Origin of the sequence: Psychrobacter sp. KH172YL61 (assembly GCF_007182895.1) — a bacterium.
GTDB classification, from domain to species: Bacteria; Pseudomonadota; Gammaproteobacteria; order Pseudomonadales; family Moraxellaceae; genus Psychrobacter; species Psychrobacter pacificensis.
The window spans coordinates 1,752,543-1,776,760 of the sequence record NZ_AP019516.1 but is presented as its reverse complement, the minus strand read 5'-3'; the positions used below and the strand labels follow the sequence as shown (position 1 = coordinate 1,776,760).

Below are 24,218 nucleotides of genomic sequence, written 5' to 3'. Positions count from 1 at the left end.
AATATGGCAGACGATTTGGCACAGCTATCAGATGATGAGCTGCTCCGTTATGCACGGCAAATACTACTCGACGGTTGGGATATGGATGCTCAGCTGCGATTAAAGTCAGCACGCGTGGTAATAATAGGCGCAGGCGGCCTTGGTTGTCCAGCGTCTGAGACACTAGTGCGTGCAGGGGTTGGTTATGTGCATCTGATTGACGATGATGCGATCGAGGCAAGCAATCTGCAACGGCAAACGCTGTTTTTGCCAGAAGATATCGGTCAGTCCAAAGCGCTGACAGCAGCGGCTATGCTGGCGCGCATCAACCCTTGATAGAAGCTTACGGCACCGTAGCGCGGTTAGATGAAGACAATGCTTATGAGTTGCTCGATCTAGCCTCTGGTAAGCCAGACTTATTACTAGACTGTACGGATAATTTTGCGACTCGTGACGTCATCAATCGCATTAGCGTCCATTATCGGATTCCATTATTATCTGCCTCGGCAATTGCGATGCAAGGGCAGCTGGCGCTGTTTGAGCCACCTCTAGACACAGGTTGCTATCATTGCGTGTTTGGCGCGCTTGTGCATGATGAGGTTGCCGATGAGCGTACCTGTGCCAATTCAGGTGTGCTTGCGAGTACCACTGCGGTTATGGGTAACCTACAAGCCAATACCGCCTTGCAGTATCTGGGGTTAACCAAAAATCCACTGACAAATAAACTGCTTATATGGGATGGTAGGCAGATGCAGCAGCGGCTGATGGGTTACAGAAAAGATCCAGAATGCCCAGTCTGTAGTAGCCCTGATTGAATACTATGTCTTTGATATATTTTTAGTCTATTTTCGAAATTATCTATTTTCAAATCCTTTCTATTACCATAGTTGTTTTTTATGAAAATTCATCGTCCGCATTTGTTAAAGCATACCTTTAATGTCGTCAACCGTGTTCGCCAAACCGCGAGTGTGGCAGGTCTGTCTGCGCTAAGAGTGGCAAAGGGGAGAAACCTGATGCAATGCTACTCAAAGAAACCTTTGAGCAGTTAGGCACGACTTATATCAAAATCGGTCAGTTTATCGCTAGTACACCCTCGCTGTTTCCACGTGATTATGTCACCGCTTTCCAGAGCTGCTTGGATCAAACCACGCCATTATCTTATGCTTATATCGAGCAGGTGCTAAAAGAAGAGCTGGCGACTGATGGTATGAGCCTTGATGATAAGTTTGCGCATATTGACTCAGAGCCGCTAGCCTCTGCCTCTATCGCTCAGGTTCATGCTGCCCGTCTGCATAATGGTGATGAAGTGGTGCTAAAGGTACAAAAGCCTGGCGTCGAGACGATTATGCAGACCGATTTGGGCGTATTGCATGGCGTGACCAAGCTGCTTGAAATAGTGATGCCATCGATGAAGTTCGCAAGTATCGCGCCAATTATCGATGAGATTCGCCTGCGTATGCTTGCCGAGACGGATTTTATCGCTGAAGCACAAAACATCCGCGATTTTCAGCAGTTCTTAGCCGTCTCAGGTAATACTCGGGTAGTGGCACCAACAGTGTATGACGATCTGACCACCAAGCGTGTATTGACGATGAGCCGCCTATATGGGGTTTCTATGGTTGATGAGTCGCTCATGCGTCAGTATTGCAGCGATCCTGCGCAAATCATGGCAGATACATTAAACACCTGGTTTGCCAGTCTTATGCTGTGCAATAGTTTTCATGCTGACCTGCATGCGGGTAACTTGATGCTATTAACCGATGGACGTATTGGTTTCTTAGACTTTGGTATTGTCGGTAAATTAAAAGCCGAGAGCTGGCGTGCGTGCATGGGTATGATGCAAGCGATGCAAGACAGTGACTATCAAGCGATGGCACGTTATATGATTGACATGGAAATGACGCATGGTGGCAATAAAGTTGATGTGGTTGCCTTAGGTAACGATCTAGAGCGCATGATGATAACGATCATGGCAGAAGATAAGACCTTTACCAGCGGTGTGCCTTTTAACAGTAAAGAGCAAGCTGACGAGCTCAATAAAATGATGCTTGAGATTGTCGAAGTTGGCAAACGTCATGGTATCCATTTTCCACGCGACTTTGCTTTATTGACCAAGCAGATGTTATATTTTGATCGGTTTATGCGTACGCTAGCCCCTGACATGGATATGTTTAGCGATCAGCGTGTACAAATGCTAGGACAGGATACGATAGGGACAACCACGTTAGATGTATTGTAGGGGTTTGTTTTTATTTTATGATGTCCCAATAGCTCTAATAACTGTTTGACTCCTACTTATTTTACTATTGCTTTTAATTATCTAACACAAAGGATTGTGTGCTAATTGCCACAAAAATGGCGCTGTCATGATGACTGCTATTAAAAGCCGTGTCGCTCCTACCATCACCAATGAAGCGGCCATTGCCTGTATCGGTATGTACTGTTTGGCAGTTGTCATGGGCTATGGACGCTTTCTCTTTACCGCCACTCTACCTGATATTATGGTGCAATTGTCACTATCAACGACGATTGCTGGCTGGCTAGCATCAATCAACTATATCGGTTATTTTATCGGTGCCCTCATTGCTATGTTTGTGCCTCAGCGTGCGACATGGCAGGCGATGACGCTTTGGGCAATAATCAGTGTTGTCACAACAATGCTACTCGTTATACCAAATATGTCGCTCACGTTATGGTATATCATTCGCCTAATCGCAGGCATTGCAAGCGGGGTAGCGATGATATTGAGCTCATCGTTTGTGATTCAAAACCTGAGCCCCGAACGCCGTTCTGTACTCTCGGCCGTACATTATGCAGGCATTGGCGTTGGTATTAGTGCTTCTGCCATTGTGACGTGGTGGCTTCTAACATTGGGCTATCACTTTGATGTGATTTGGCTGGTTGCAGGCTGTACCAGTTTACCGCTGATATGGCTCCTCTACGCAATAAAACCCAAACCAGTAAATAGTTTGGAGTCACAGTTGACCGATTTGAAACAGCACGTCTCAGTGCATCAGAGCTATTTGAACTTCAAACGCTCTTTATATGAAGCGATTTCTGGACACTATAAAGCGCTTGCTTTACTTTTTATGAGTTATATATTGGCAGGATTTGGCTATATCAGCTCAGCAACTTTCCTGCCTGTTATGGCAGCGCAGCGCTTAACGACACAGACCTATGCTGGATTGATGATTTGGTTGGTGGTTGGTGTTTTTGCGATGCTATCAAACCCGTTATGGGGCGCGCTTGCCAAACGCATCGGTGAGGTAAAAACCCTCATGGGTCTCACGGTATTACAAGCGTTTGGCATGTGTTTACCTATATGGTTTGATGGTGCGCTTGGATTATACGGCAATGCTATTATTCTAGGGTTGACCTTCGTCGGTATGGTATCGATGACCCTCACATTGTTTAAAAATATCAATCCTGCTTATTCTAATTTACTGATTGCATTGGCGACGCTCGCCTATGCGCTAGGGCAGTTCTTGGGACCTTTGGTGACGGTAGCATTGGCAGGAGAGGAGGGCAATTTCAATGCAGGGTTACTGGTCGCTGCTATTGGATTGATGATTGGACTGATTTTGATAATAATGTTTCGTAGAAAGTCACCAACGCTCGCTTAGCATTTTTAACGCCATGAGCGCTCTATACGACGCTACGGCTGAATACCTCGCGCAGCTCAAAACTGGTATGCTTGAGCAACGCCTTCAATACGATTGAGGCGATGCAATAAAAACTCCCTCATAATGTGCCATATCACGCACTCTGACTTTAATCAGATAGTCTTCTGTACGTCCTGTAACAATGCTACAGCTGACAACTTCATCAAAACTCTGAACGCTACGCTCAAATTGCTCAAAACGCTCAGCCGTATGACGATCCATACTGACGGCGATAAACACGGCGAGCGGATAGCCCAGTTTTGCGCATCGGTTTTGGTATGGTAGCCTGTAATGATATTAGCGTCTTCTAAGCGTTTAATACGGCGGGCACAAGGGGTGGCAGAGAGATTGACACGCTCAGCAAGCTCCGTGATACTCATACGTGCCTGCGTCTGTAACAAGCGCAATAATTGCTTATCGATGTCATCTATATCTATTGTGCCCATACTTCCAAAATGACTTTCTGGCATTTTTAGTACCTTGATAGTGAATTTAGTTGATTGTAACTACTAAATTGGGTTTTTTCACTAAAATCATAGAAAATAAAGTAAAAAATAGCAGGTTTCTATTCGCTAAACTTTGCTATTATTATGGTGTAACTACTCGTTATCTCGTATGATAAATACAATTCTAAACAACAGCTAATCATCTAGCTAAACATACAAATAACCATATCATCTAAGGATTGATTATGTCTGACCAAACCACGCCTACGGTAGTCGCAAAGACTGCAAAGATTACACCGAAAAATGCCGCTTTTGACTTCCGTAAATACCGTCCATTTGCCTTTGCGCCATCGCTGCCAGATCGTACGTGGCCGAGCAAAACAATTGAGAAGTCGCCGATATGGGCAAGTGTGGATCTGCGTGATGGTAACCAAGCACTGATTGATCCAATGACCATTGAACAAAAAATGCGCTTTTTAAGACCTTAGTAGAGGTGGGTTTTAAAGAGATTGAGATTGGTTTTCCATCAGCGGCGCAGGTTGAATTTGACTTTACCCGTAAACTTATCGAAGAAAACCATGTGCCTGATGATGTGACGCTACAAGTATTGGTACAGGCGCGCGAGCATTTGATCGCCCGTACTTTTGAATCGCTAAAAGGCGTCAAACGCGCCGTCGTCCATGTCTACAACTCAACCAGCCGTGTGCAACGCGAAAAAGTCTACGCCAAAAACAAAGACGAAATTAAAGAAATTGCTATCACTGGCGCCAAATTATTGAAAGAGTATGCGGCCAAATACCCTGAGACTGAGTGGGTGTTTCAGTACTCGCCAGAGAGCTTTAGTCAAACAGAGACTGAGTACGCAGTAGAGGTTTGTGATGCGGTTTGTGATGTGTGGCAGCCACAACAAGGCCAAGAGGTGATTTTTAACTTGCCAGCGACTGTTGAAGCCTCTATGCCGAATGTCTTTGCGGATCAAGTAGAGTATTTCTGCCGCAATCTTCCTCAGCGTGAGCATGTCATTATTAGTCTTCATACTCATAATGACCGTGGCTGTGCTGTAGCCGCGGCCGAATTGGGTGTTTTGGCAGGTGCAGATCGTATCGAGGGCACGTTGCTTGGTAATGGCGAGCGTACAGGTAACATGGACATTATGGTCATGGCCATGAACTTGTTTAGCCAAGGTATCGATCCCGAGCTTGATTTTAGCAACATGAGTGAAATCGTACAGGTTGTGAGCGAGTGCAATAACTTACCGCTACACCCGCGCCATCCTTATGTGGGTGAATTGGTCTTTACCGCCTTTAGCGGCTCACATCAAGATGCCATTAAGAAGTCACTCGACTACAATGAAAATCATCAGAGCGAAACGGACAACGTGTGGGATGTGGCATATTTGCCAATTGATCCTGCGCACATTGGTCGTAGCTATCAAGATGTAGTACGTATCAATAGTCAGTCGGGCAAAGGTGGTGTTGCGTATATCTTGCAGCGTAATTATGGCTTTAACCTACCACGTTGGATGCAGATTGACTTTAGCCGTGTGGTACAAAAGCAAGCGGAAGCGGTTGCCCGTGAATTACAAAATGATGAAATTTTACAAACCTTTGAGGATACCTACTTGCAGCAAGGTAAGTTTGAGTTACTAGATTATAGTGTCAGTAACAAAGGCGGTGAGGTGTATTTCAGCGGCCAAGTCCAGATGAATAACGACACCATTGATATCGATGGTACGGGTAATGGTCCATTATCATCGTTTATCGACGGTCTTGCACAGCATACGGGTAAATCATTGCATATTATTAACTATGCAGAGCATGCCATTAACCCGCATCATAATAGTGGTAACGGTATCGATGATGATACCAATAGTGATAATAAAACGAATGCAAATGCCGCCGCTTATATTCAGCTGAATGTAGATGGCGAAGTGTACTCTGGCATCGGTACATGTAGTAGCACGGTCTCAGCCATGCTAAAAGGGGCGTTATCAGCCTTTGCTCAAGCATTGAGTGTAGCAGCTGCTTAGTATTAGATAACTATATCGTAATACTTTACTGGTCTTGATTTCATAAATATATAACACCGTAGCTCTTTGTACTCAACAAGCAAAGCTACGGTGTCATTTTTTATGAGTAGAAAGCGACTAGATTATCGGGCATTATCTTACTTCCAACGTCACTACTGACTAAGGTTTTGCTTATCGTTTGGATTAAGGTATTTTGCCCAATAGCATAATGTTACTTGTGTTTTTGGTGTCTACGACTTACGCTAATGTATATAAAATATTATAAATAAAAGGTTAATCATGGAACCTATATCATTTGCTTCATTTACATTGGCATCTATTCTGGCTTCATTGCCAGTGAATGGTGAGACAGTTACTGAGCCGACAATCACTACGCATATTAGTCCAGCCATTACAGGACAGTGGGAGATAGATTTAAACAGTTCTATCACCATGACCAAAGACGCGAAAGCTCAGCAAGCGGCATCATCGAATAGTCTGCAAAAAAACAGTTCAGAGCCTAAGGTGGTAGCTGATATGGACGGTGGCATAATCACTCAAAGTGAAGCGCGCATCGTGAACGCTGACCCAACAAGCCGCAAAAACTTAATGGCATCCGTAAATAAGTCAAACCAATGCCGTGAGCTATATAATTTTGGCGCGGACAATGAGATGTGGGCGGTCAGTGGCAAAGAGTGGACATACGGTCGCTATCTAGTCACACACCGCGAAGAAGGCCTGCCCGTCATCGCTATCAAGACGATTTATGATAATAACGAAGTAGACTGCTCAGGCAACCAAGTGGATCAAAGTGACGAAGCGTTGATTGCGTTTTTTATACCATGATGGCAATCAGATGCAGTGGTGTGCTGATCCTGACGGTACAGAGTGCTTTATGACTTTTAATAGAGTATTGCCATAATAAGTGGCTTGTATCATATTGCACGAGTTATTCGACATCTACTAAGCATAAAAAAGCCGCTATATCGATAGCGGCTTTTTTTGTGGAAATTGATTTTTATGGGAAATGACTACTGTCCCAGTCAGTACGAGTAAGCAAACTACAGCTTAGCGCTGTTTTGATCTATGCCTCTTTCTCGGCTTTGTCTGTGTTTAGAAGCTCTCTTTCGAGATAATGAATGTTTTGCGCTTCCTTGGCAAAATTATCATCTGACAAAATCACATCACGGTGTAGCGGTATATTGGTTTTGATGCCTTCAATGATCAATTCATCTAATGCATGTAAGGTTTTAGCAACCGCTTGCTGACGAGTTTGACCATGGCAGATAAGCTTACCAATGAGTGAATCATAGTAAGTCGGTATCTCATAGCCAGGGTATAGATGTGAATCGAATCGAACACCTGCGCCACTTGGCGCAAACAGTTGATTGACAGTACCAGGGCAAGGAACAAAAGTTGCTGGATCTTCAGCATTAATACGGCACTCAATCGCGTGGCCTTGGATTTCAATCTCACTTTGACGATAAGATAAACCATAGCCGGCTGCAATTTTTAGCTGTTCAACGACGACATCGATACCAGTAATCATCTCGGTTACTGGATGTTCAACCTGTACGCGCGTATTCATCTCAATAAAGAAAAATTCATTATTCTCAAACAAAAACTCAAACGTACCAGCGCCGCGGTATTTCACAAGCTCACAGGCTCTCACACAGGCCTTCAGGATAGGTTCGCGGACATCATCTGGGATATCTGGCGCAGGCGCTTCTTCTAGTACCTTTTGATGACGACGCTGCAATGAGCAATCACGGTCATACAGATGGATAGCATTACCATTGCCATCACCCAGTACCTGTACTTCTACGTGGCGCGGGTTTTGAAGATAGCGCTCCATATAGACAGTATCATCACCGAACCAAAGCTCAGCTTCTTGCTTAGCAGCCTGCACTTGACCGACCAGCTCATCAAAACGTTCAACCACACGCATACCGCGTCCACCGCCGCCAGAAGCCGCTTTGATCAATAGCGGAAAACCGATATTGCGCGCTTGTTCTTCAGCATTATGTAGCGTAACGGCACCCACAGAGCCAGGCACGGTTGGTACGCCCGCTTTTTTCATGGCGTTGATCGCAGAGACTTTATTACCCATCAAGCGAATGTGATCTGCATTAGGGCCAACGAAGGTCAATCCTGCTTCTTCTACGCGCTCAGCAAACTCAGCATTTTCAGACAAAAAACCATAACCCGGATGAATAGCATCCGCGCCAGTGATTTCAGCGGCAGTTAAGATAGTATTAATATCAAGATAACTTTGATTGGCATTAGGCTTACCAATACAAATTGCCTCATCAACAAAGCGCAGGTGCATCAAGTTGGCATCAGCAGTAGAGTAGACGCCTACCGTTTCGATACCTAGCGCTTTACAAGCTCGAACGATGCGCAGGGCAATCTCACCTCTATTGGCAATGAGCAATTTTTTTATCATGGGTTCATCCTTGTCGAAGCATCAGTTATTGACCAAGTTTTGATATCTAGCATCCTGTTATTTGACTTTGATGCGATACCTATATCAAAAACCAGCCATAATGAAATAAAGTATGGCAAATATCGTTACGCTTTATAACGTATGACAGGTTGGCCGAACTGTACGACTTCAGAATTATCTACCAAGATTTCGTCAACAATACCGCTTTGAGTCGCTTCAAGAGGGTTCATAATTTTCATCGCTTCGATAATACCTAGAGTATCACCCGCTTGAACTTTTTGACCAACTTTTACAAATGGTGGGTCGTTAGGACTTGGCGCTGAATAGAAAACACCAACCATTGGCGAGTTTTCGACGCTACCCGCTTTTTCCGCAGGTTTTCCTTCAGCAGCAATAGGCGCTGCGCTAGCAGTTGGTGCGGCCATCATGGCTGGTGCAGGCGCATCATAGTGACGAGTCAAGCTAATATGCTCATCGTCTGAACTGATTTCTAAATTAACCAGTTCACTTTCTTCCATAAGGGCAATGAGGGTGCGTATTTTTCAATATCCATAGTTTTTATCTGACCTTGTACTAAATTCGAAAATAGTGTAACTAAATATTGTCTAATTAGTTGCTAATGATACCTAGATTCAGAGTAATGAGCAATCAATGTACAGTTGTTAACTGAGATTTTTTACATATTTTGACGTAAGCCATCTTTTTAGCAAGAAATCATCTACGATTTATCATAGTCTATGTGACCATATATCGCTAGCAATGGTTATGAGGTGTGACGTTTTAATCAATCAGTTTCAACCCCACAGCGCGGTTAAACGTCTTTGCTGATAGCGCAAACGAAGGGTCAATAGAATAGAAGATAAGAATAGGCCAGTGATTAATGCCATCCAAAAGCCTTGAGCGCCAACATCAGTGAAACGCACTAAATAGATACCTAGTGGTAGCGCCACTAACCAATAGCAAAAAAGCGTGACCCACATCGGTATGGTGGTGTCTTGCATGCCGCGTAATATACCCGCGATATTGACCTGCCAGCCATCAAATAACTGATAGGCAAGGGGCAAAAATGAGCAAGTGCATCGACTCCGTTCTGACCGCTGGATTATCGGTAAATGCTGCTGCCAACTCTGGTCTAAATAGCCATATACCAAGCATACAAGTGAGCGCAATCAATACGGTCCAGACAAGTCCAGTTGCTTGTACTTGACGTAAGGCTAAGAGGTTTTTTTGACCATAACGATTTGAGACCATAATCGTGAGTGCCATCGCAACAGATATCGGTATCATAAACAGCTGTGACGTCACTGATAACGCTACTTGGTGTGAGGGCTGTTGCAAGCTCTCCGAGCGGACTGATAACAAGAGCGCCCAAACTAAATAAACTTGCCTCAAAAAAGATAGAGACACCAATAGGAATCCCCAATTTTAGAAGTTTTTTGATCTGTGTGCGATTTGGACTCGCAAATCCATAAAAAAAAGCGAGTGCTGGCAAATTCCCGCCGCTTGCTGACGCTGGTATAAGCCGCCAGTAACAACACATTTATCCACAATACCAGTGCTGTTGCCACACCGCAGCCTGCGCCGCCCATCTCGGGCATGCCAAATAAACCATGGATAAAAATATAGTTCAGAGGAATATCTGCGAGTAGACCGACAATGCTAATAACCGTCACTGGCTCAGGTCGACCAAGCGCTTCGCAATAACTGCGTAACACAGCATAGACAGCTAATGCAGGGAAACCAAAAGACACACCATGCAAATATTGTGTTGCTATAGGCTGAATATTCTCAGGCACACCCATGATGCCAAGGACATTGGGTGCCAAATTGACAACAATAAAACCAATAAGGCCAAGAGCGCCTGCTGTCCACAAAGACTGCTGAGTAATATGAGGAACATGGTGATGCTGATCTTGACCGACAGCCTCACCAATGAGAGGGGTAGTGGCAATCAACACACCTGTTGCTAACAAAAACAGCGGTAGCCAAATGCCAGATCCAACTGCCACAGCTGCCAAGTCAAGCGCAGATACTTGGCCTGCCATAATGGCATCGACAACCCCAAGCGCTGCTTGGCAAAACTGAGTAATCAAGATAGGTAGGGCGAGTACCCCTAAGCGTAAACTGTAGCTTTTAAAGTCTCTGAAAGATAATGGGAAAACCATGGTAAGCAACTTTTTATTCTTTGCGGTAATTGTTATGAAAGTAGTAACGATGAATAAGCAAATATCGTCGTCAATTCAATATTGACACAGTATGAGAAGAGTCGTGCCGACGATGATACTCCGATAAATAATATGAGCAAGCTTATACAGACAGAGTCAGAAAATAAAAGTGAAGGCACTAAAATAAAAATAACCCGTCAATCCAAGCAGTAGATTGACAGGTCATATACACATAAGATGGTAAAGAAGCCAGACTATGATGTCAACGATTTAGAGATACTATGTGAATACTCATCTTAGGATTTTTTTACCTTGGTATTGATGATCAGTAGATAGAGGGTCGAGCTAATCGGTGTGTTCTGGCAGGAGTTCGAGTGTCTCGGCCATGTTCATAATCGCGTGCCAGTGTTTGGGCTCTAATGGAATGACCGTTAATTGCTCGCAGCCCTTTCTCAGCAGTAAAGAGTCCTCAAGCGCAGGCAAAAATTTCAGCGCTGATAATGGCAACACCTCTGTAAAAGCTTGCTCAAAAGTGAGATCCACCATATACCAGCGTGGCTCTTCTTCGGTTGCAATAGGATCGTAATGACGATGCTCAGGATGAAACTGAGTGGGGTCAGGGTAACCTGCTTGACTGACCGTCATAATACCAGCCACACCAGAGGGTCTTGCGCTAGAATGATAAAAGAATACCTTATCACCAACCTTCATGTCGTCGCGCATAAAGTTGCGAGCGCGGTAGTTACGGACACCATCCCAGCTATCTGTACCGAGCCGTTGTAAATCGTGAATACCAAAAAACTTTGGGTTTGATTTCATTAGCCAATAAGCCATATGTCTTATCCTTTGCTTCATGTTTAAATTTAATATTATCAGGGTGGTTTTTTATTAAGCAGATTTCAAGCGCGCCGCAAATGTAACGGTTATATAGTGAATTCAGTATAAAAACGATACAGTGTGACTGGGATAAATTTTTCGCAGCATCGAGCAGCGTAGGCACAGCACGTAAGGAAAATTTAGACCAGTTCCACCTTGATATATAATGTATCTGTTTTATTTAGGATTGACTATATTCTGAATACAGCGCTGCGCTTTGGATGCTGTACTGTTAATAGTCTTTTTATATACTGCCTGCAAGTTACCATGGTGAATAGGGAATTTGTGCGTGGCTTTATGCGTGGCTTTGTTAATAGTTTTACGTCAGTTAGGCTTTTCTTTATATCATCTAGCCGTTATCCTAGCGATACTTTTGATACTGATCATTATTGCCCATTACACAATAAGTTTATTTATGTCCAAAATGAATGCTGATAGCTCGCCAAATAACCTTGATACGTTACAACTCACAGAAAAGATGACAGAGACTAGCGTTGTAGATGTGACGAGCATTCCACTGTCGCTCTATATCCATATCCCGTGGTGTGTGAAAAATGTCCTTACTGCGACTTCAACTCGCATGAGCTGCCTATAGACAGTCAGCTGTCTATGTATGATGATTATGTCGATGCGCTCCTTTTGGATGCGAATATGCAACAGTCATTGGCGCAAGGCCGTAAAATCAGCTCAATATTTATTGGCGGTGGCACACCATCACTATTGCCAATTGCTCAGTATCAGCGACTGTTCTCTGGTTTGCGGTCATGTTTTGAATTTGCAGAGGACATTGAGATTACGATGGAGGCCAATCCAGGAACACTCGAGCATGCACCATTTGCTCAGTATCTAGAGGTTGGTATCAATCGATTGTCTATCGGTGTACAGAGCTTTGACGCTGATAAGCTCAAAGTGCTTGGACGTATCCATGATCCTGTACAAGCGTTATCAGCGATACGCGCTGCTAAGGCTGCTGGATTTACGCGAGTCAATGTCGATCTTATGCATGGTCTGCCGCAGCAAACCATGAACGAAGCATTAAATGATATTCAAATGGCGCACGATGCTGGCGCAACGCATATCTCTTGGTATCAATTAACGATTGAGCCCAACACGGTGTTTTATCGTAGCCAGCCTATTTTACCCGATGAAGACAACTTGGCAGATATCGAACAAGCGGGGCAAGCGCTGTTGCAGCAACTGGGGTACAGCAATTATGAGGTGTCTGCGTGGGCGGGCGAGTCAGATAAGCCTTGCCGTCACAATATCAACTATTGGCAGTTTGGCGACTATCTAGCAATAGGTGCTGGTGCACATGGTAAAGTGACGATTGATTGTCACGCAGACAGGGGTAGCGCGCCGTCAAAGGAAAGTGATAAATCAGAAAACGATTTGTTAGCAGAATCTGGCATCTATCGTTTTAGCAAATCACGTTTGCCAAAAAGATTATGTAGGAGATATAGAGACGGAAACATCCAAGAGCACTCAAAACGTACCAAAAATGGTTGGTTGGCAAGCAATCGATACAGATGAGCTGGTTAGCGAGTTTATGTTAAATGTACTGCGCTTACATGGCGGTGTTGCTTGGGCGTTGTTTGAGCAGAGAACAGGGCTTAAGCTTGAAAGCGTTACCACACAAGTAGACAAGTTGATTAAGCAAGGGCTACTGATAGATAGTAAAACTCAGTTACAACCAACATTGTTAGGTCAGCGTTATCTCAATCAGATATTGCGTGCTTTTTGTAGCATCTGATAAAGTGTATGTGCAGTAACTACTTAGAATAAAGAATTCGTGACCAAAAAAAAGGACTTACAAAATAGTAAGTCCCTCAAAAAATCTAAAAAAAGCAGACCTTAGATTTTATTTTGTACGTCTTGTGCGCCGTCAGTTACAGCATTTCCAGCGCTTGATACGTCTTGGCCAAGGCCTTTAAACGTGTTGCAACCAGTTAGAACAAACATAGCAGCTAAAGATGCGATGATTACTTTTTCATAATAGTATCCTCAAAGATAAATGAATGGTTATAAATAACAACAGTGACGCTAAGTATCTTGCTCAAGCTTCACTGAAGGGGTATTGGATGAGACAGTCATGCATAAATGCTATCTCGCTATCCATTACAGACATCATAGTGAAAGTTAAAAACCCTGCACAGTATCAAAATGTAATTATTGGCAGTAAACTGTAACTTTTAATTACCTACCGCTCATAAATTTAAATAACAGAGCATCGACTAGTTGTGGAGTAAACAAATATGACCATTCATATCGTGTTGGTCGCCCCAAAAATGCCGAGTAATACTGGCAATATCATTCGACTGTGTGCCAACAGCGGCGCGCAGCTGCATTTAGTCAGACCGTTAGGGTTTGAGCTTGATGACAAAAAACTACGCCGCGCAGGCCTTGATTATCACGAATATGCACATTTGCAGGTGCACGAAGATTGGGCTGCAGCGAGGCAAGCCTTGCAATCAGCGGACTGCCATATTGTCACCGCATTGACCACCAAACTGAGCAAACCATTCTATGATTATGATTTTGGCGGGCAAGCAGACAGTGAAAAACCTGACAATAAAACCATGCCCAATATCGCGTTAGTATTTGGTTCAGAGACAGCAGGTCTGGCAGATGATATACGGGAAGATATCGGTGCTGATAATTGGTTGAGATTACCAATGTTGGCTGATTCGCGCAGTCTCAATTTATCCAATAGTGTCGCCATATGCTTGTATGAAATATGGCGACAGCAAGGATTCTTGGGTGATGAAGGACGAAGTGTCGGTTATGAAACGCTGACAGTCTACGATCCGAAATAGCGATCCAAAGTAGCGATGTACCAAATGAGTCGATGATATGACTCATTCATCAGTGCTCACTTGGTAAATAGCTACAGTTAAAAAAGACACTTTTATAGGCAATTGGGCGGCTTGGGTAGCCCAGCTAGACGGTTGACATGGCGCGCAACCAATCCTGTATTAAATAGCTGCTGTAGTTTTTGATTGCTAATATCGTGCTCAGGCAAAGTTTTCTGTAGCCATTTAATCAATGGGCGAGTCGCTGGCGCATGATTAAATTTGACAAAAAACGCGCGCACTTGCTGCAAGATTTGTAAGTGCTCACTCGTTAGGCTGACATCTAGCGTGTCTGCTAGCTGTTGTGCGATATCAGGTGTCCAAATCGTATGGTCACACAAATGCCCATCTTGATCTAATGCAATATCGCTCGATGCTGTGGCAGTATGAGTTGTCGTAGAGGTATGAGTCGTCATAAGGCAATCGTCACCACTTTATCAAACTGACTATCCTGAGATAGGCTAATCCATTCTTCATCCGTTAAAATATCAGTCAATTTGCTCTCTAAATTTAGCTTGCCAGCAGTGTTAACTGTCAGCTGCGATATATCATCCGCTAATGCATAAATACCTGCAATACCATCTATTTCACTATCATTCAAATAGGCGTTGAGCCAGTCAATAAAAGCGGCTGTGGTGCCAAGTAAGATAATACTGTCGCCAGTACGCCAAGTGCGAGACATCTCTTCAGCACTGCGCCTGAGGGTATCCATCGTGCTGTGTAATTGATATAAAGTTGCCATAACAGTGTCCAAGTGTGTACTTTATTATTTTATAAGTCTGATTATATTGCCAATTAAAAAGTTAAAATCTGCTCAAAATCTTGCGAGCGGATCATTTCTGGCACCAGCATGAGCTGTGAAGTCAGATCTACTGGCAGCATCCCAATCACCCAACCACTAAAGACATCATCAGGTAGCCAAGCCGCTGGCATGTCGTAAAGATCAAGCGACTGAATCATACCGTGCAAACGTGATTCAGGCTGCATCAATAAGCCAAAAACAGGTGCATCCAAGTACAGCTGCACTTCATGACCGAATGTCGCTAATGTCAGTGCCAGAGCGCAGCCTTCGTAGCTTGCTGCTTCGGTGGGTGTATGCAGCTGGATTAATAATCTCATCATGTATTCCTAAATATATTTATCGCAGGCTAATGTCGTAATGGATACGCTATCAAAACTGTATTAAGCGGCAGCCATCCTGCATCATCAGAGCGAGCTCACTGAGTCCCACCAACGTAAATCCTGTCGCCAGATTGTCACCATCAAGCTGATGGCGGGTACTGTTGTCTGTGTCACTCACACCGCGGCTAAGAGCTGTGCTAACACAAACAGGCAGTGGCAACTGATATTGTTCAGCCAATATTTGCCATTCTTTGGTCAAATTCATTTGATCAGCGGACTGCCAGCGTAGCCGATTCGCCAGATGCGCCGAATCCCCATAAAAAAAGACATTGAGCAATGGCCGTTTGGTGATAGGATTGTCGATGCCTTCTTTATTGACGATATCGTCTGCGTGACTGTCGATATTATGATCAGCTGATGCGCTCTTAAGATACGCGCGCGCATAACGTAATGCTAAATGCGCTAATGGGTGACTAGGATCAGCGGTAATGAGTAGTAGCGGGGTAGTAGTCATAGGGACAGTATCACATATTATAAATAAGCGTTTGAAGAGTGTTATAAGGGTGAGACAATATTATTGAAAGGCTATAAATGTTTTGTGTAAAGTAATCTAATCGATTTATAGTCGAACTTTAATACTTCTTAATACCATTGAGTCAAAACGCTATTTTTATTGAGTATAAAGGTGCGCTGCAATGAAGCTGTCTCAAAGCATTTCGATTAAAGACGTTTATGCTACCATAAAGCGACTCAAAGCAAATAGAGTCACTGTTACTAAACAGGGCTTTATGTTTTGTAATGATATATTGAGTATGTTCATCTGATGCTGTGACTGTCTCGTAAGAAAAAACAATAAACTTATGAGTTGGGTTCACGTAGTCTTACCATTCTATGTAAGGAGTTTTTGTCACTATGTTACCTGCTATGCCCTCACGTATGAACAGTGGTACAGATTATCAGCCGACAGCAGAGCAACTGCAAGTACTGCAAACAGCCAGTGAGTTTGCTTATCAAATTTGGGAGAGCCGAACGGTTTCCTGCCAAACATTTTTGCGTAGCTACCCCCTGAACAGTACGCTGACTCGTCAGCAAATCGATGATCTGATACAAGATTATACGCTAGATGAAAACTATCAACTCGCCGATGAAACGAAAGTCATGAGTGGCTTACGTAATTTGCGTAAGTTGTTAATGATGCGCTGGATTTGGCAAGATGCCTTGCAGATGATTAGTCTTGAGCAATTGACTGATGAGCTATCAGAGTTTGCAGGCGGTTGTATCTCCTTTGCCAAGGACTATACCTATCAGCATTTGATTGCTAAATACGGTGAGCCAACCTTTATCAATGAACAAGGCAATGTGCAGATCGATGATATGGCCATCATGGCCATGGGTAAGCTTGGTGCTCAGGAACTGAATTTATCGAGCGATATTGACCTAATATTTGTACATCAAGCGCGCGGCGAAACCAATGGTGACAAGGCAAAGGGCACGCGTAGCATAGACAATAAACGTTTTATGACTCGTCTGGGTCAAGGGATTATTAAGCTGCTTGATAATAAAACGGCTGACGGCTTTGTCTTTCGGGTTGATATGCGCTTGCGTCCATGGGGTGATGGCAGTGATTTGGCCATCCATCTCTCAGCGTTACAAAAATATTTTGCGTTGCATGGACGCGCGTGGGAGCGTTTTGCTTGGCTAAAAGCACGAGTCGTTGGGCAGATAGATCAGCCATTTTATGATGCGATTCAGGCGCTAATCAAACCATTTGTCTTTCGCTATTATGTGGATTACAGCGCGTTTTCAGCACTCAGGGAGATGAAGTCGCTCATTCAAAATCAAGTTGCACAGCGTGAAGATCTAGACAATATTAAGCTTGGCGCGGGCGGTATCAGAGATATTGAGTTTATTGTACAAGCGTTTCAGCTGATCTACGGTGGTCGGCATCCTCAGCTACAGGTAAAGCCTTGTTTGGAGGCGATGCAAGTGTTGCGTGAGCTTGGATATCTAGAGCAGATTACCTACGATAACTTACAAGCCGCGTATCGGTTTTTGCGTCGACTTGAACATGCGATTCAAGCCATTAACGATCAGCAAACCCAAAGACTGCCGCATGATGCTTATTGGCAGCATAATCTTGCAGTGACGCTTGGGTTTAATGATTGGCAGGCATTACTGACCCAATTAAATGCTCATCGAGACAATGTTAATGTGCCATTTGAACGTATGGTGACAGAGCGCCAAGTACCTGATAACGAGGATAATGATTTAGAGCCTGAGCATTTAGAAGCGCAAATTGCGCGTTTAAATGAGGTACTAACAAAAGAAAATCGCGAGTTATTGCAGAATTTTTGGCAATCAAAGATGGTTGCCAACCTCAGCGAGGAGGCCCGAGAGCGCTTAGATGATGCGTATCCTGTCATTGTCCACGCGCTATTAGCCCATCAAGAGCAGCAAAAACTTGCCAATGCTGCCTTACCGCGATTGATTGCATTGCTTGAAGCCATTTGCCGACGTTCAATCTACTTGGTCATGATTGCAGAAAACCCCAATGCAACGATTGAGCTGATTCCGATGCTCTCGGCGAGCCCGTGGATTGCAAAGAGTTGGCACAGTATCCTGTATTGTTAGACACCTTTTACAGCAACACTATCGCCACCTGCCAGATAAGCCTGAGCTGCGTGACATCCTGCGCCAACAGCTATTGCGTGTCGAACCCAATGACGAAGAAGAGCTACTGAGTGTGCTGCGACTGTTCAAGAAAAAACCAAGTGTTGGCTGTGGCTGCCAGCGATGTGTTGGCTGAGCGTCCAATCATGAAAGTCTCAGACTCACTGACTTATATTGCTGAAGTGGTACTAGAAGCCGCGCTAGAGCGAGCGTTTGCCGAAATCGTCAATCGTTATGGCTATCCTATCGGTCAAGATGGCGATCCAGTCACTGAGGCTGACTGTGGTTTTGCGATTATCGGTTATGGCAAGCTTGGTGGTTTAGAGCTCTCGTATTCTTCCGACTTGGATTTGGTATTCTTACATAAGATAAAAGAGCAGGGCATGACCACAGGTGAGAAGTCAGTGAGTGGCATGAAGTTTGCCGCACGTCTGGTACAAAAGCTGATGAATTATCTCAATACCCAAACGCGAGATGGTAGGGCATATGAGATTGACATGCGTCTGCGTCCGTCGGGCAACGCTGGCATGATGGTCGTGTCCTGTCATGCCTTTGAAACTTATCAAATGGACAAAGCGTGGTCATGGGAGCATCAAGCACTGGTGCGCGCTCGGGCGATTTGTGGTGACAGACGAGTGACTGCACGCTTCTGTGACATTCGCCGAGATGTGCTGGCGCTGCCGCGGACGTTAGAGCAAGTACGCTCTGAGGTCACCAGTATGCGTATCAAAATGCAGAAGCACTTAGGCACCAGCCAGTGGCAACAGCAAGCGGGCAAGTTTCAACTCAAACAAGATGCAGGCGGTATTGTAGACATTGAATTCTTAGCGCAGTTTGCGGTATTGGCCTATTCACATGAGCATCCAAGCTTGACCAAATGGAGTGATAATGTCCGTATTTTTGAAGAAGTTGCTTCACTTGGTATTTGGGAGGAGCAAGTCTGTCAGGCATTAACAGATGCTTATCTTAGAATACGTGCTGCGACTCATCAACTGGCACTATCAGAGCAATCATTATTGGTCGATGAGTCTCTTTGGCAAGAGACACGCGCACTGGTACAAGCGCAATGGCAGCATCTAATGGGCGTAAAATCTGTCAAAGAGTAATAGAGTAATTTTGAGATTTGTTTTTATTCTTGCTGATAACCAAAGAGGCGCTTAAACTGTAAGGCTTCATACTAGCTGGGAGCCGTAATTAAAAACTATAGGGTCTCAAACCAAAAGATTTCATTTGCCAACACGGCCAGTGATATAATCGGTCACACATCATTATAATACAGTCAAGTGTTCGTCATAATGAAGCGGTATTTGAGTAATAAAAATGAACGCTGCAGTATTATCATACGATGTTGATCACTACTGTTAAATAAAACCTACCTAAAAAAAGTTAGACGTTAGCGCTAGCATAAGGACTATAAAATGAATATGGCAACACAAGATGGTAAGCTTTGGATGAATGGCACAATAATTGAACAACCAGATGCCAACGTTCATGTGCTTACCCATAGCTTGCATTATGGCATGGCTGTGTTTGAAGGCGTACGCGCTTACCAAACAGCGGACAACCGCACCGCTATTTTTCGCCTAAAGGAACACACCGAACGTCTCCTTGGTTCGGCAAAAATCTTTCAAATGGACGTGCCGTTTGATGCAGCCACGCTAGAGCAAGCACACAAAGATGTGGTCAAGAAAAATAACTTAGCAGAAGCCTATATTCGTCCGCTTATTTGGGTAGGTGCAGAAAAGCTTGGCTTATCTTCGCGTGACAACAGTATCAATGCTATGGTTGCTGCTTGGCATTGGGGCGCATATCTTGGTGAAGAGGGTATCAAAAACGGTATCCGTGTAAAAACCTCATCATTTACCCACCACATGACCAATGTGACCATGTGTAAAGCCAAAGCCTCGAGCAACTATCCTGTCTCTATCATGGCCAATCAAGAAGTCACCCGCAATGGCTATGACGAAGCCATCCTAATGGATCCACAAGGTTATGTCTGCCAAGGTGCTGGCGAGAACTTGTTTTTAGTCAAAGACGGCGTGCTACATACGCCAGATCTGGGCGGCGGCGCTTGACGGTATCACTCGTCGCACTATCATTCAGTTCGCGGCTGATCTAGACATCAAAGTTGTTGAGCGCCGTATCACTCGTGATGAGTTCTACTTAGCAGACGAGATCTTTATGACAGGCACCGCTGCTGAAGTGACACCTATCCGCGAATACGATGATCGTACTATCGGGAATGGCGGCCGCGGACCATTGACTGAGAAACTCCAAACCCTATACTTTGATGTGGTTCATGGTCGTAATGAGAAATATATGGATTGGTTAAGCTTTATTGACTAATAAAGTCGTTAGTTTAAAGACCAAAAAGGCTGAACATAATTGTTCAGTCTTTTTTTATGCTAATATAGCCATCATATTTATTCTTAAGATTAAAGTGAGCAGTCCATGCCAATAGATTCTAGTACAGCAGATAATAAAAATATCAAACAAATTATTTGTATTAAATGGGGTACAAAGTACGGGGCTGATTATGCCAATAAACTGTATGGCATGGTATCTCGCAATATTACGCCACCGTTTCGTTTCGTCTGTTTTACCGATGATACCACCGATGTACGTCCAGAAATCGAATGTCAAGAATTGCCACCACTAGATGTCACCATGCCAACCAACACACTTGGCAAGTGGCCAAAATCACGTTTGTGGGGTGAGAAGTTAGGTGATTTGACAGGGACAGTATTATTTGTAGATTTGGATGTGATCATAGTAGACAGCCTCGATCCTTTCTTCGAATATGGCGAGCCAGACGATGTTATTTTATCTTATAACCCAAGTAACCCGCTAGAGCGCCTAGGCCAGACTTCTTGCTTCCGCTTTCAGGTAGGGTCGCTTGTCTCACTACAAGAAAAATTCAAAGCAGATCCACAGGGCATTGCGGACAAATATCGTTTTGAGCAGCGCTTTGTGACGCGTAATGCGCCAGGCGGTGTCAAGCTGTTTCCAAAAGCATGGGTTGCGCATTTTAGACGCAAATGTCGTCAACCGTTCCCACTTAACTATATCAAAGAGCCAAAGATTCCTAAAGGTGCTCGAATTGTTATTTTCCCTGGCGACTTATATCCTACACATGCGATCGAAGGTAGATATAATAAAAATGCTGCTAACAATGCCAAAGATCATTTAAAAGATTAGCTGAGCCCAAAAATCTAAAAAGACCGCTACGTCACTTGCGTCATTTCATCTTGCCGGTTGGATGGATTGAGAAGTATTGGAAAGAATAGGTCCCATTATATATTTGAGTATTATCGCATTGCATTAGCAAAGATAAACATTAGTCAGTGAACGGATAAAATTATGAATACAGAAGATACTATTAAAGTCTTTGTTGGTTGTGACCCAAATAACTGTGATCTAGAGCAGATGATGGTATTAGATTATAGTATTCATAAACATACCAGTGTACCCGTTGAGATAGTATGGATGCAGCTGTCACGTGATCCTAATAGCTATTGGTATTCTAATCCTGAGACTGGAGAGGGTTGGAATACCACTAAATGGTCAACGCCTTTTCAGGCTTTCGCTGGGCAATTCCAGAGTACTGTCAATACTCTGGTCGTGCCATCTACATGGACGCTGATGTCATTATTTTAGATGATTTGGCAAAGCTGTGGCACCATGCTATTGAAGGACAGTCTGTTGTAGCTGCTAAGACTAATGCGGATATGACTCGATTGTGTACATGCGTATGGGATTGCAAGGCGGCAAAAACATTGTCCTACCAATTAAAAAACTCAGGAAAGATCCCAAAAGCCATAAAGAAATGATGGCTGTATTTAAAGATAATAATCAGCTCATTGAGCCTTATCAGGATAGTTACAACTGTATAGATGGCGAAAACTTAGCGTTAGAAGATATTAGGATTTTGCATTATTCAGATATGGGTACGCAGTTCAGTCATAAATATTCATTACCTAGAGTCAGTGAAGAAGGTATCGAGCACTGGTTTGACGGTGAAATAATGTCGCACCCGAGGCAGGATTTATCTAAGGTTTTTGATGAATATTATGACGAAGCACTGCTGCTGGATACGATTTAGACAGTTATAGGGTGGAACCTTTCGGTCATTTTCCTAAAAAATCTCAAGAAGGTTATACCGGTAATAAGGTGACTCGTCCACACGCTTCTAAATCATTTTTTTCGAAGCTATTTAAACGCTAGTTTTTAATGAAGCAATGATAAGCCTTTCTAAGAAAGTGAAAAATTACTCCATAGGTTATCGTGTATGAAGCAGCATAAAAAAACAGTGTTACTCGTTATTAATTGTCTACAAGGCGGTGGTGCGGAACGTGTCGTATTAACATTGGGGCAAGGGTTTTATGAATTGGGCTATGAAGTACATATTCTAAGATTTAAGCCGTTAGTACAGTATGGCTTAAGTCCGAATCTTAACTACCATGTACTTAAGTTTAAGCCGTATAAACTTATACCAGGGGGCACAAAGACGTGACCAGATTTTTGCACGTGCTGTTGATAAATACGTGTCGAAAAATATCGGTCAGCCTGACATCATACTGTCCAACTTAGATCGTGCCGATAGTATTCTAAGTAATAGTAAATTGCCTAATATCACTTATATTATTCATAACACAGTATCACTACTCTATAAGTTTAATAAAAATCACGACGCTGAGCAGTTAAAGCAAAGAATGATAGATATATATGCCAAGCACCCTTGTGTGTGCGTCAGTGAAGGTGCTCAAAAGATTTTGTTAAGAGCTTTGGTCATATTACGCCAACCATTGCCATTCATAATCCAATAGATAAAAACAGTATTCAACAACAAGCCGATGCTTTTGTCCCTGACTACCAAAACTATATTATCCATGTGGGTAGTTTCAAAGATGCCAAGCGTCATGATGTATTGGTAAATGCTTATGCAAAAACAGATCAATCTATGCCTTTACTGCTCTTGGGTCAAGGAAAGCATAAAAGTGAAACAGAGCGACTGGTAACAGAGTTAAGCCTAGAAGACAAAGTAATATTTTTAGGATTTCGTGATAATCCCTTCCCTTATATCAAAAAATGCGCAGTTTAAGATACTGACCTCTGACTGGGAGGGTTTTGCTTTAGTTATTGCTGAAGCTCTTGTGCTAGGTACTCCTGTTATCAGTACCAACTGTCCATCAGGCCCAAGTGAATTACTACCAGAACGTAACTTAATGCCGATGGGCGATGTTGATGCCATTGCCGCAAAAATGCAGCAAGCGATGAGTAATCCGCAAGCGTTTCGTGCGCCATTCGATGAAGCGCTGCTACCAGCCAAAATAGCAGAAAAATACGTAGAATTTACCCAAAATCTTTAGCTGGCAAAACAGTTGGGCCGCTACATCTCTAAGCCTAAATATTTATTTTTAAGAATACTTAATAAATGATTGATAATACTACAGAAAAAAGAAAATTCGAATAGTAAAGAAAAAGTGCTATTGGTTATTAACTGCTTGCAAGGTGGCGGTGCAGAGCGTTCGGTCTTGACGCTGGGACAAGGTTTTCACGAGTTAGGTTATGATGTCCATATTTTACGCTTCAAATCTAAAGTAGCTTATGAGCTCAATGATGATATTACTTATCATCAACTAGACCTAAATGATTATAACTCTATACCTACTAAAAGTCTTAGGTACTGGTATTTTGCAAAAGTATTAGACAGATACGTGCTTAAAGAGATTGGTACTCCAATATTGACGCTAGCGAATTTAGATAAAGCCGATATGGTCTTGCGCCATAGTAGTCTGCCCAATATCGCACACGTAATTAGAAATACTATTTCTAAAAAAATTGAATTGTTTAGAAGTCAAGGCAAAAAGCAAATGATAAAAGATTAAGCAATATATATTCTCGGCATCCTTGTATATGTATTAGTAAAGGAGTCGAAAAAGACTTTCAAGCTACATTGGGTGTGATGAATACAACGACAATATACAACCCGATT

At 43.4% G+C, this 24,218-nt stretch carries 15 protein-coding genes and 9 pseudogenes; 14 read left to right on the top strand and 10 right to left on the bottom strand.

Annotated features, from left to right (window positions below; genetic code table 11):
- Positions 1-3 precede the first annotated feature (3 nt).
- From PKHYL_RS09425 to PKHYL_RS09415, 3 genes and pseudogenes are all read left to right on the top strand, one after another.
- A pseudogene (locus PKHYL_RS09425) lies at positions 4-794 on the top strand (HesA/MoeB/ThiF family protein).
- 81 nt (positions 795-875) lie between these two features.
- Positions 876-2,218: pseudogene (locus PKHYL_RS09420) on the top strand (ABC1 kinase family protein).
- Between the two features lie 127 nt (positions 2,219-2,345).
- Positions 2,346-3,602 carry a YbfB/YjiJ family MFS transporter gene (locus tag PKHYL_RS09415; protein WP_240365006.1) on the top strand — a complete coding sequence of 419 codons (1,257 nt, stop codon included), beginning with the start codon at positions 2,346-2,348 and terminating at the stop codon, positions 3,600-3,602.
- Positions 3,603-3,624: 22 nt separating this feature from the next.
- On the opposite strand, the pseudogene PKHYL_RS09410 reads toward PKHYL_RS09415, so the two are convergent.
- Positions 3,625-4,111 (bottom strand): annotated as a pseudogene (locus tag PKHYL_RS09410) (Lrp/AsnC family transcriptional regulator).
- 221 nt (positions 4,112-4,332) lie between these two features.
- Between PKHYL_RS09410 and leuA the strand changes: the two are divergent.
- Positions 4,333-6,116, top strand: a pseudogene (leuA, locus tag PKHYL_RS09405) (2-isopropylmalate synthase).
- 279 nt (positions 6,117-6,395) lie between these two features.
- Positions 6,396-6,941 (top strand): hypothetical protein, encoded by a 546-nt coding sequence (locus PKHYL_RS09400; protein ID WP_240365005.1) that lies wholly within the window; start codon positions 6,396-6,398, stop codon positions 6,939-6,941.
- Between the two features lie 238 nt (positions 6,942-7,179).
- Here the strand turns inward: PKHYL_RS09400 and accC are convergent, their stop codons facing one another.
- The 4 genes and pseudogenes from accC to PKHYL_RS09380 all read right to left on the bottom strand — a co-directional run bounded on the left by accC (position 7,180) and on the right by PKHYL_RS09380 (position 11,540).
- Positions 7,180-8,541: an acetyl-CoA carboxylase biotin carboxylase subunit gene (accC, locus tag PKHYL_RS09395; protein ID WP_071001443.1), complete on the bottom strand. Its 1,362-nt coding sequence runs from the start codon at positions 8,539-8,541 to the stop codon at positions 7,180-7,182.
- Positions 8,542-8,666: 125 nt separating this feature from the next.
- On the bottom strand, positions 8,667-9,059 hold the full coding sequence (locus tag PKHYL_RS09390; protein ID WP_240365004.1) for an acetyl-CoA carboxylase biotin carboxyl carrier protein: 393 nt from the start codon (positions 9,057-9,059) through the stop codon (positions 8,667-8,669).
- Positions 9,060-9,335: 276 nt separating this feature from the next.
- A pseudogene (locus PKHYL_RS09385) lies at positions 9,336-10,706 on the bottom strand (MATE family efflux transporter).
- Between the two features lie 345 nt (positions 10,707-11,051).
- Complete coding sequence (locus tag PKHYL_RS09380; RefSeq protein WP_240365003.1) at positions 11,052-11,540, bottom strand: EVE domain-containing protein; 489 nt, start codon at positions 11,538-11,540, stop codon at positions 11,052-11,054.
- Positions 11,541-12,060: 520 nt separating this feature from the next.
- On the opposite strand from PKHYL_RS09380, the pseudogene hemW reads away from it, so the two are divergent.
- Positions 12,061-13,332: pseudogene (hemW, locus tag PKHYL_RS09375) on the top strand (radical SAM family heme chaperone HemW).
- A 101-nt stretch (positions 13,333-13,433) separates the two neighbouring features.
- Here hemW and PKHYL_RS09370 read toward each other — a convergent pair.
- Positions 13,434-13,541 carry an entericidin A/B family lipoprotein gene (locus PKHYL_RS09370; RefSeq protein WP_240365002.1) on the bottom strand — a complete coding sequence of 36 codons (108 nt, stop codon included), beginning with the start codon at positions 13,539-13,541 and terminating at the stop codon, positions 13,434-13,436.
- Positions 13,542-13,834: 293 nt separating this feature from the next.
- Here PKHYL_RS09370 and PKHYL_RS09365 point away from each other — a divergent pair, with 293 nt between their 5' ends.
- Complete coding sequence (locus PKHYL_RS09365; protein WP_240365001.1) at positions 13,835-14,395, top strand: tRNA (cytidine(34)-2'-O)-methyltransferase; 561 nt, start codon at positions 13,835-13,837, stop codon at positions 14,393-14,395.
- Between the two features lie 92 nt (positions 14,396-14,487).
- On the opposite strand, the gene PKHYL_RS09360 is transcribed toward PKHYL_RS09365, so the two are convergent.
- Genes PKHYL_RS09360 through tusD form a run of 4 tightly spaced genes read right to left on the bottom strand, consistent with a single transcriptional unit; the run spans position 14,488 to position 16,067 of the window.
- Positions 14,488-14,847, bottom strand: a complete 360-nt coding sequence (locus PKHYL_RS09360; protein WP_240365000.1) for a TusE/DsrC/DsvC family sulfur relay protein — start codon at positions 14,845-14,847, stop codon at positions 14,488-14,490.
- Positions 14,844-15,173, bottom strand: coding sequence for a hypothetical protein (locus tag PKHYL_RS09355; protein ID WP_071001449.1), 330 nt, complete (start codon positions 15,171-15,173; stop codon positions 14,844-14,846). The genes PKHYL_RS09360 and PKHYL_RS09355 overlap by 4 nt, the downstream gene beginning before the upstream one ends.
- A 53-nt stretch (positions 15,174-15,226) precedes the next feature.
- Positions 15,227-15,550: a hypothetical protein gene (locus PKHYL_RS09350; protein ID WP_071001450.1), complete on the bottom strand. Its 324-nt coding sequence runs from the start codon at positions 15,548-15,550 to the stop codon at positions 15,227-15,229.
- Between the two features lie 52 nt (positions 15,551-15,602).
- Complete coding sequence (tusD, locus tag PKHYL_RS09345; RefSeq protein WP_212563599.1) at positions 15,603-16,067, bottom strand: sulfurtransferase complex subunit TusD; 465 nt, start codon at positions 16,065-16,067, stop codon at positions 15,603-15,605.
- Positions 16,068-16,465: 398 nt separating this feature from the next.
- Here tusD and glnE point away from each other — a divergent pair.
- The 7 genes and pseudogenes from glnE to PKHYL_RS09315 all read left to right on the top strand — a co-directional run bounded on the left by glnE (position 16,466) and on the right by PKHYL_RS09315 (position 24,111).
- Positions 16,466-19,329 (top strand): annotated as a pseudogene (gene glnE, locus PKHYL_RS09340) (bifunctional [glutamate--ammonia ligase]-adenylyl-L-tyrosine phosphorylase/[glutamate--ammonia-ligase] adenylyltransferase).
- A 312-nt stretch (positions 19,330-19,641) separates the two neighbouring features.
- Positions 19,642-20,569: pseudogene (locus PKHYL_RS09335) on the top strand (branched-chain amino acid transaminase).
- A 105-nt stretch (positions 20,570-20,674) separates the two neighbouring features.
- Positions 20,675-21,421 (top strand): glycosyl transferase, encoded by a 747-nt coding sequence (locus PKHYL_RS09330; RefSeq protein WP_240364998.1) that lies wholly within the window; start codon positions 20,675-20,677, stop codon positions 21,419-21,421.
- A gap of 162 nt (positions 21,422-21,583) precedes the next feature.
- Positions 21,584-22,447 (top strand): annotated as a pseudogene (locus PKHYL_RS09325) (glycosyltransferase).
- 667 nt (positions 22,448-23,114) lie between these two features.
- Positions 23,115-23,324 carry a glycosyltransferase gene (locus PKHYL_RS18820; protein WP_442966067.1) on the top strand — a complete coding sequence of 70 codons (210 nt, stop codon included), beginning with the start codon at positions 23,115-23,117 and terminating at the stop codon, positions 23,322-23,324.
- Positions 23,284-23,592 carry a glycosyltransferase gene (locus tag PKHYL_RS09320; protein ID WP_240364997.1) on the top strand — a complete coding sequence of 103 codons (309 nt, stop codon included), beginning with the start codon at positions 23,284-23,286 and terminating at the stop codon, positions 23,590-23,592. The genes PKHYL_RS18820 and PKHYL_RS09320 overlap by 41 nt, the downstream gene beginning before the upstream one ends.
- A gap of 135 nt (positions 23,593-23,727) precedes the next feature.
- Positions 23,728-24,111 carry a hypothetical protein gene (locus PKHYL_RS09315; protein ID WP_240364996.1) on the top strand — a complete coding sequence of 128 codons (384 nt, stop codon included), beginning with the start codon at positions 23,728-23,730 and terminating at the stop codon, positions 24,109-24,111.
- Positions 24,112-24,218: the final 107 nt, after the last annotated feature.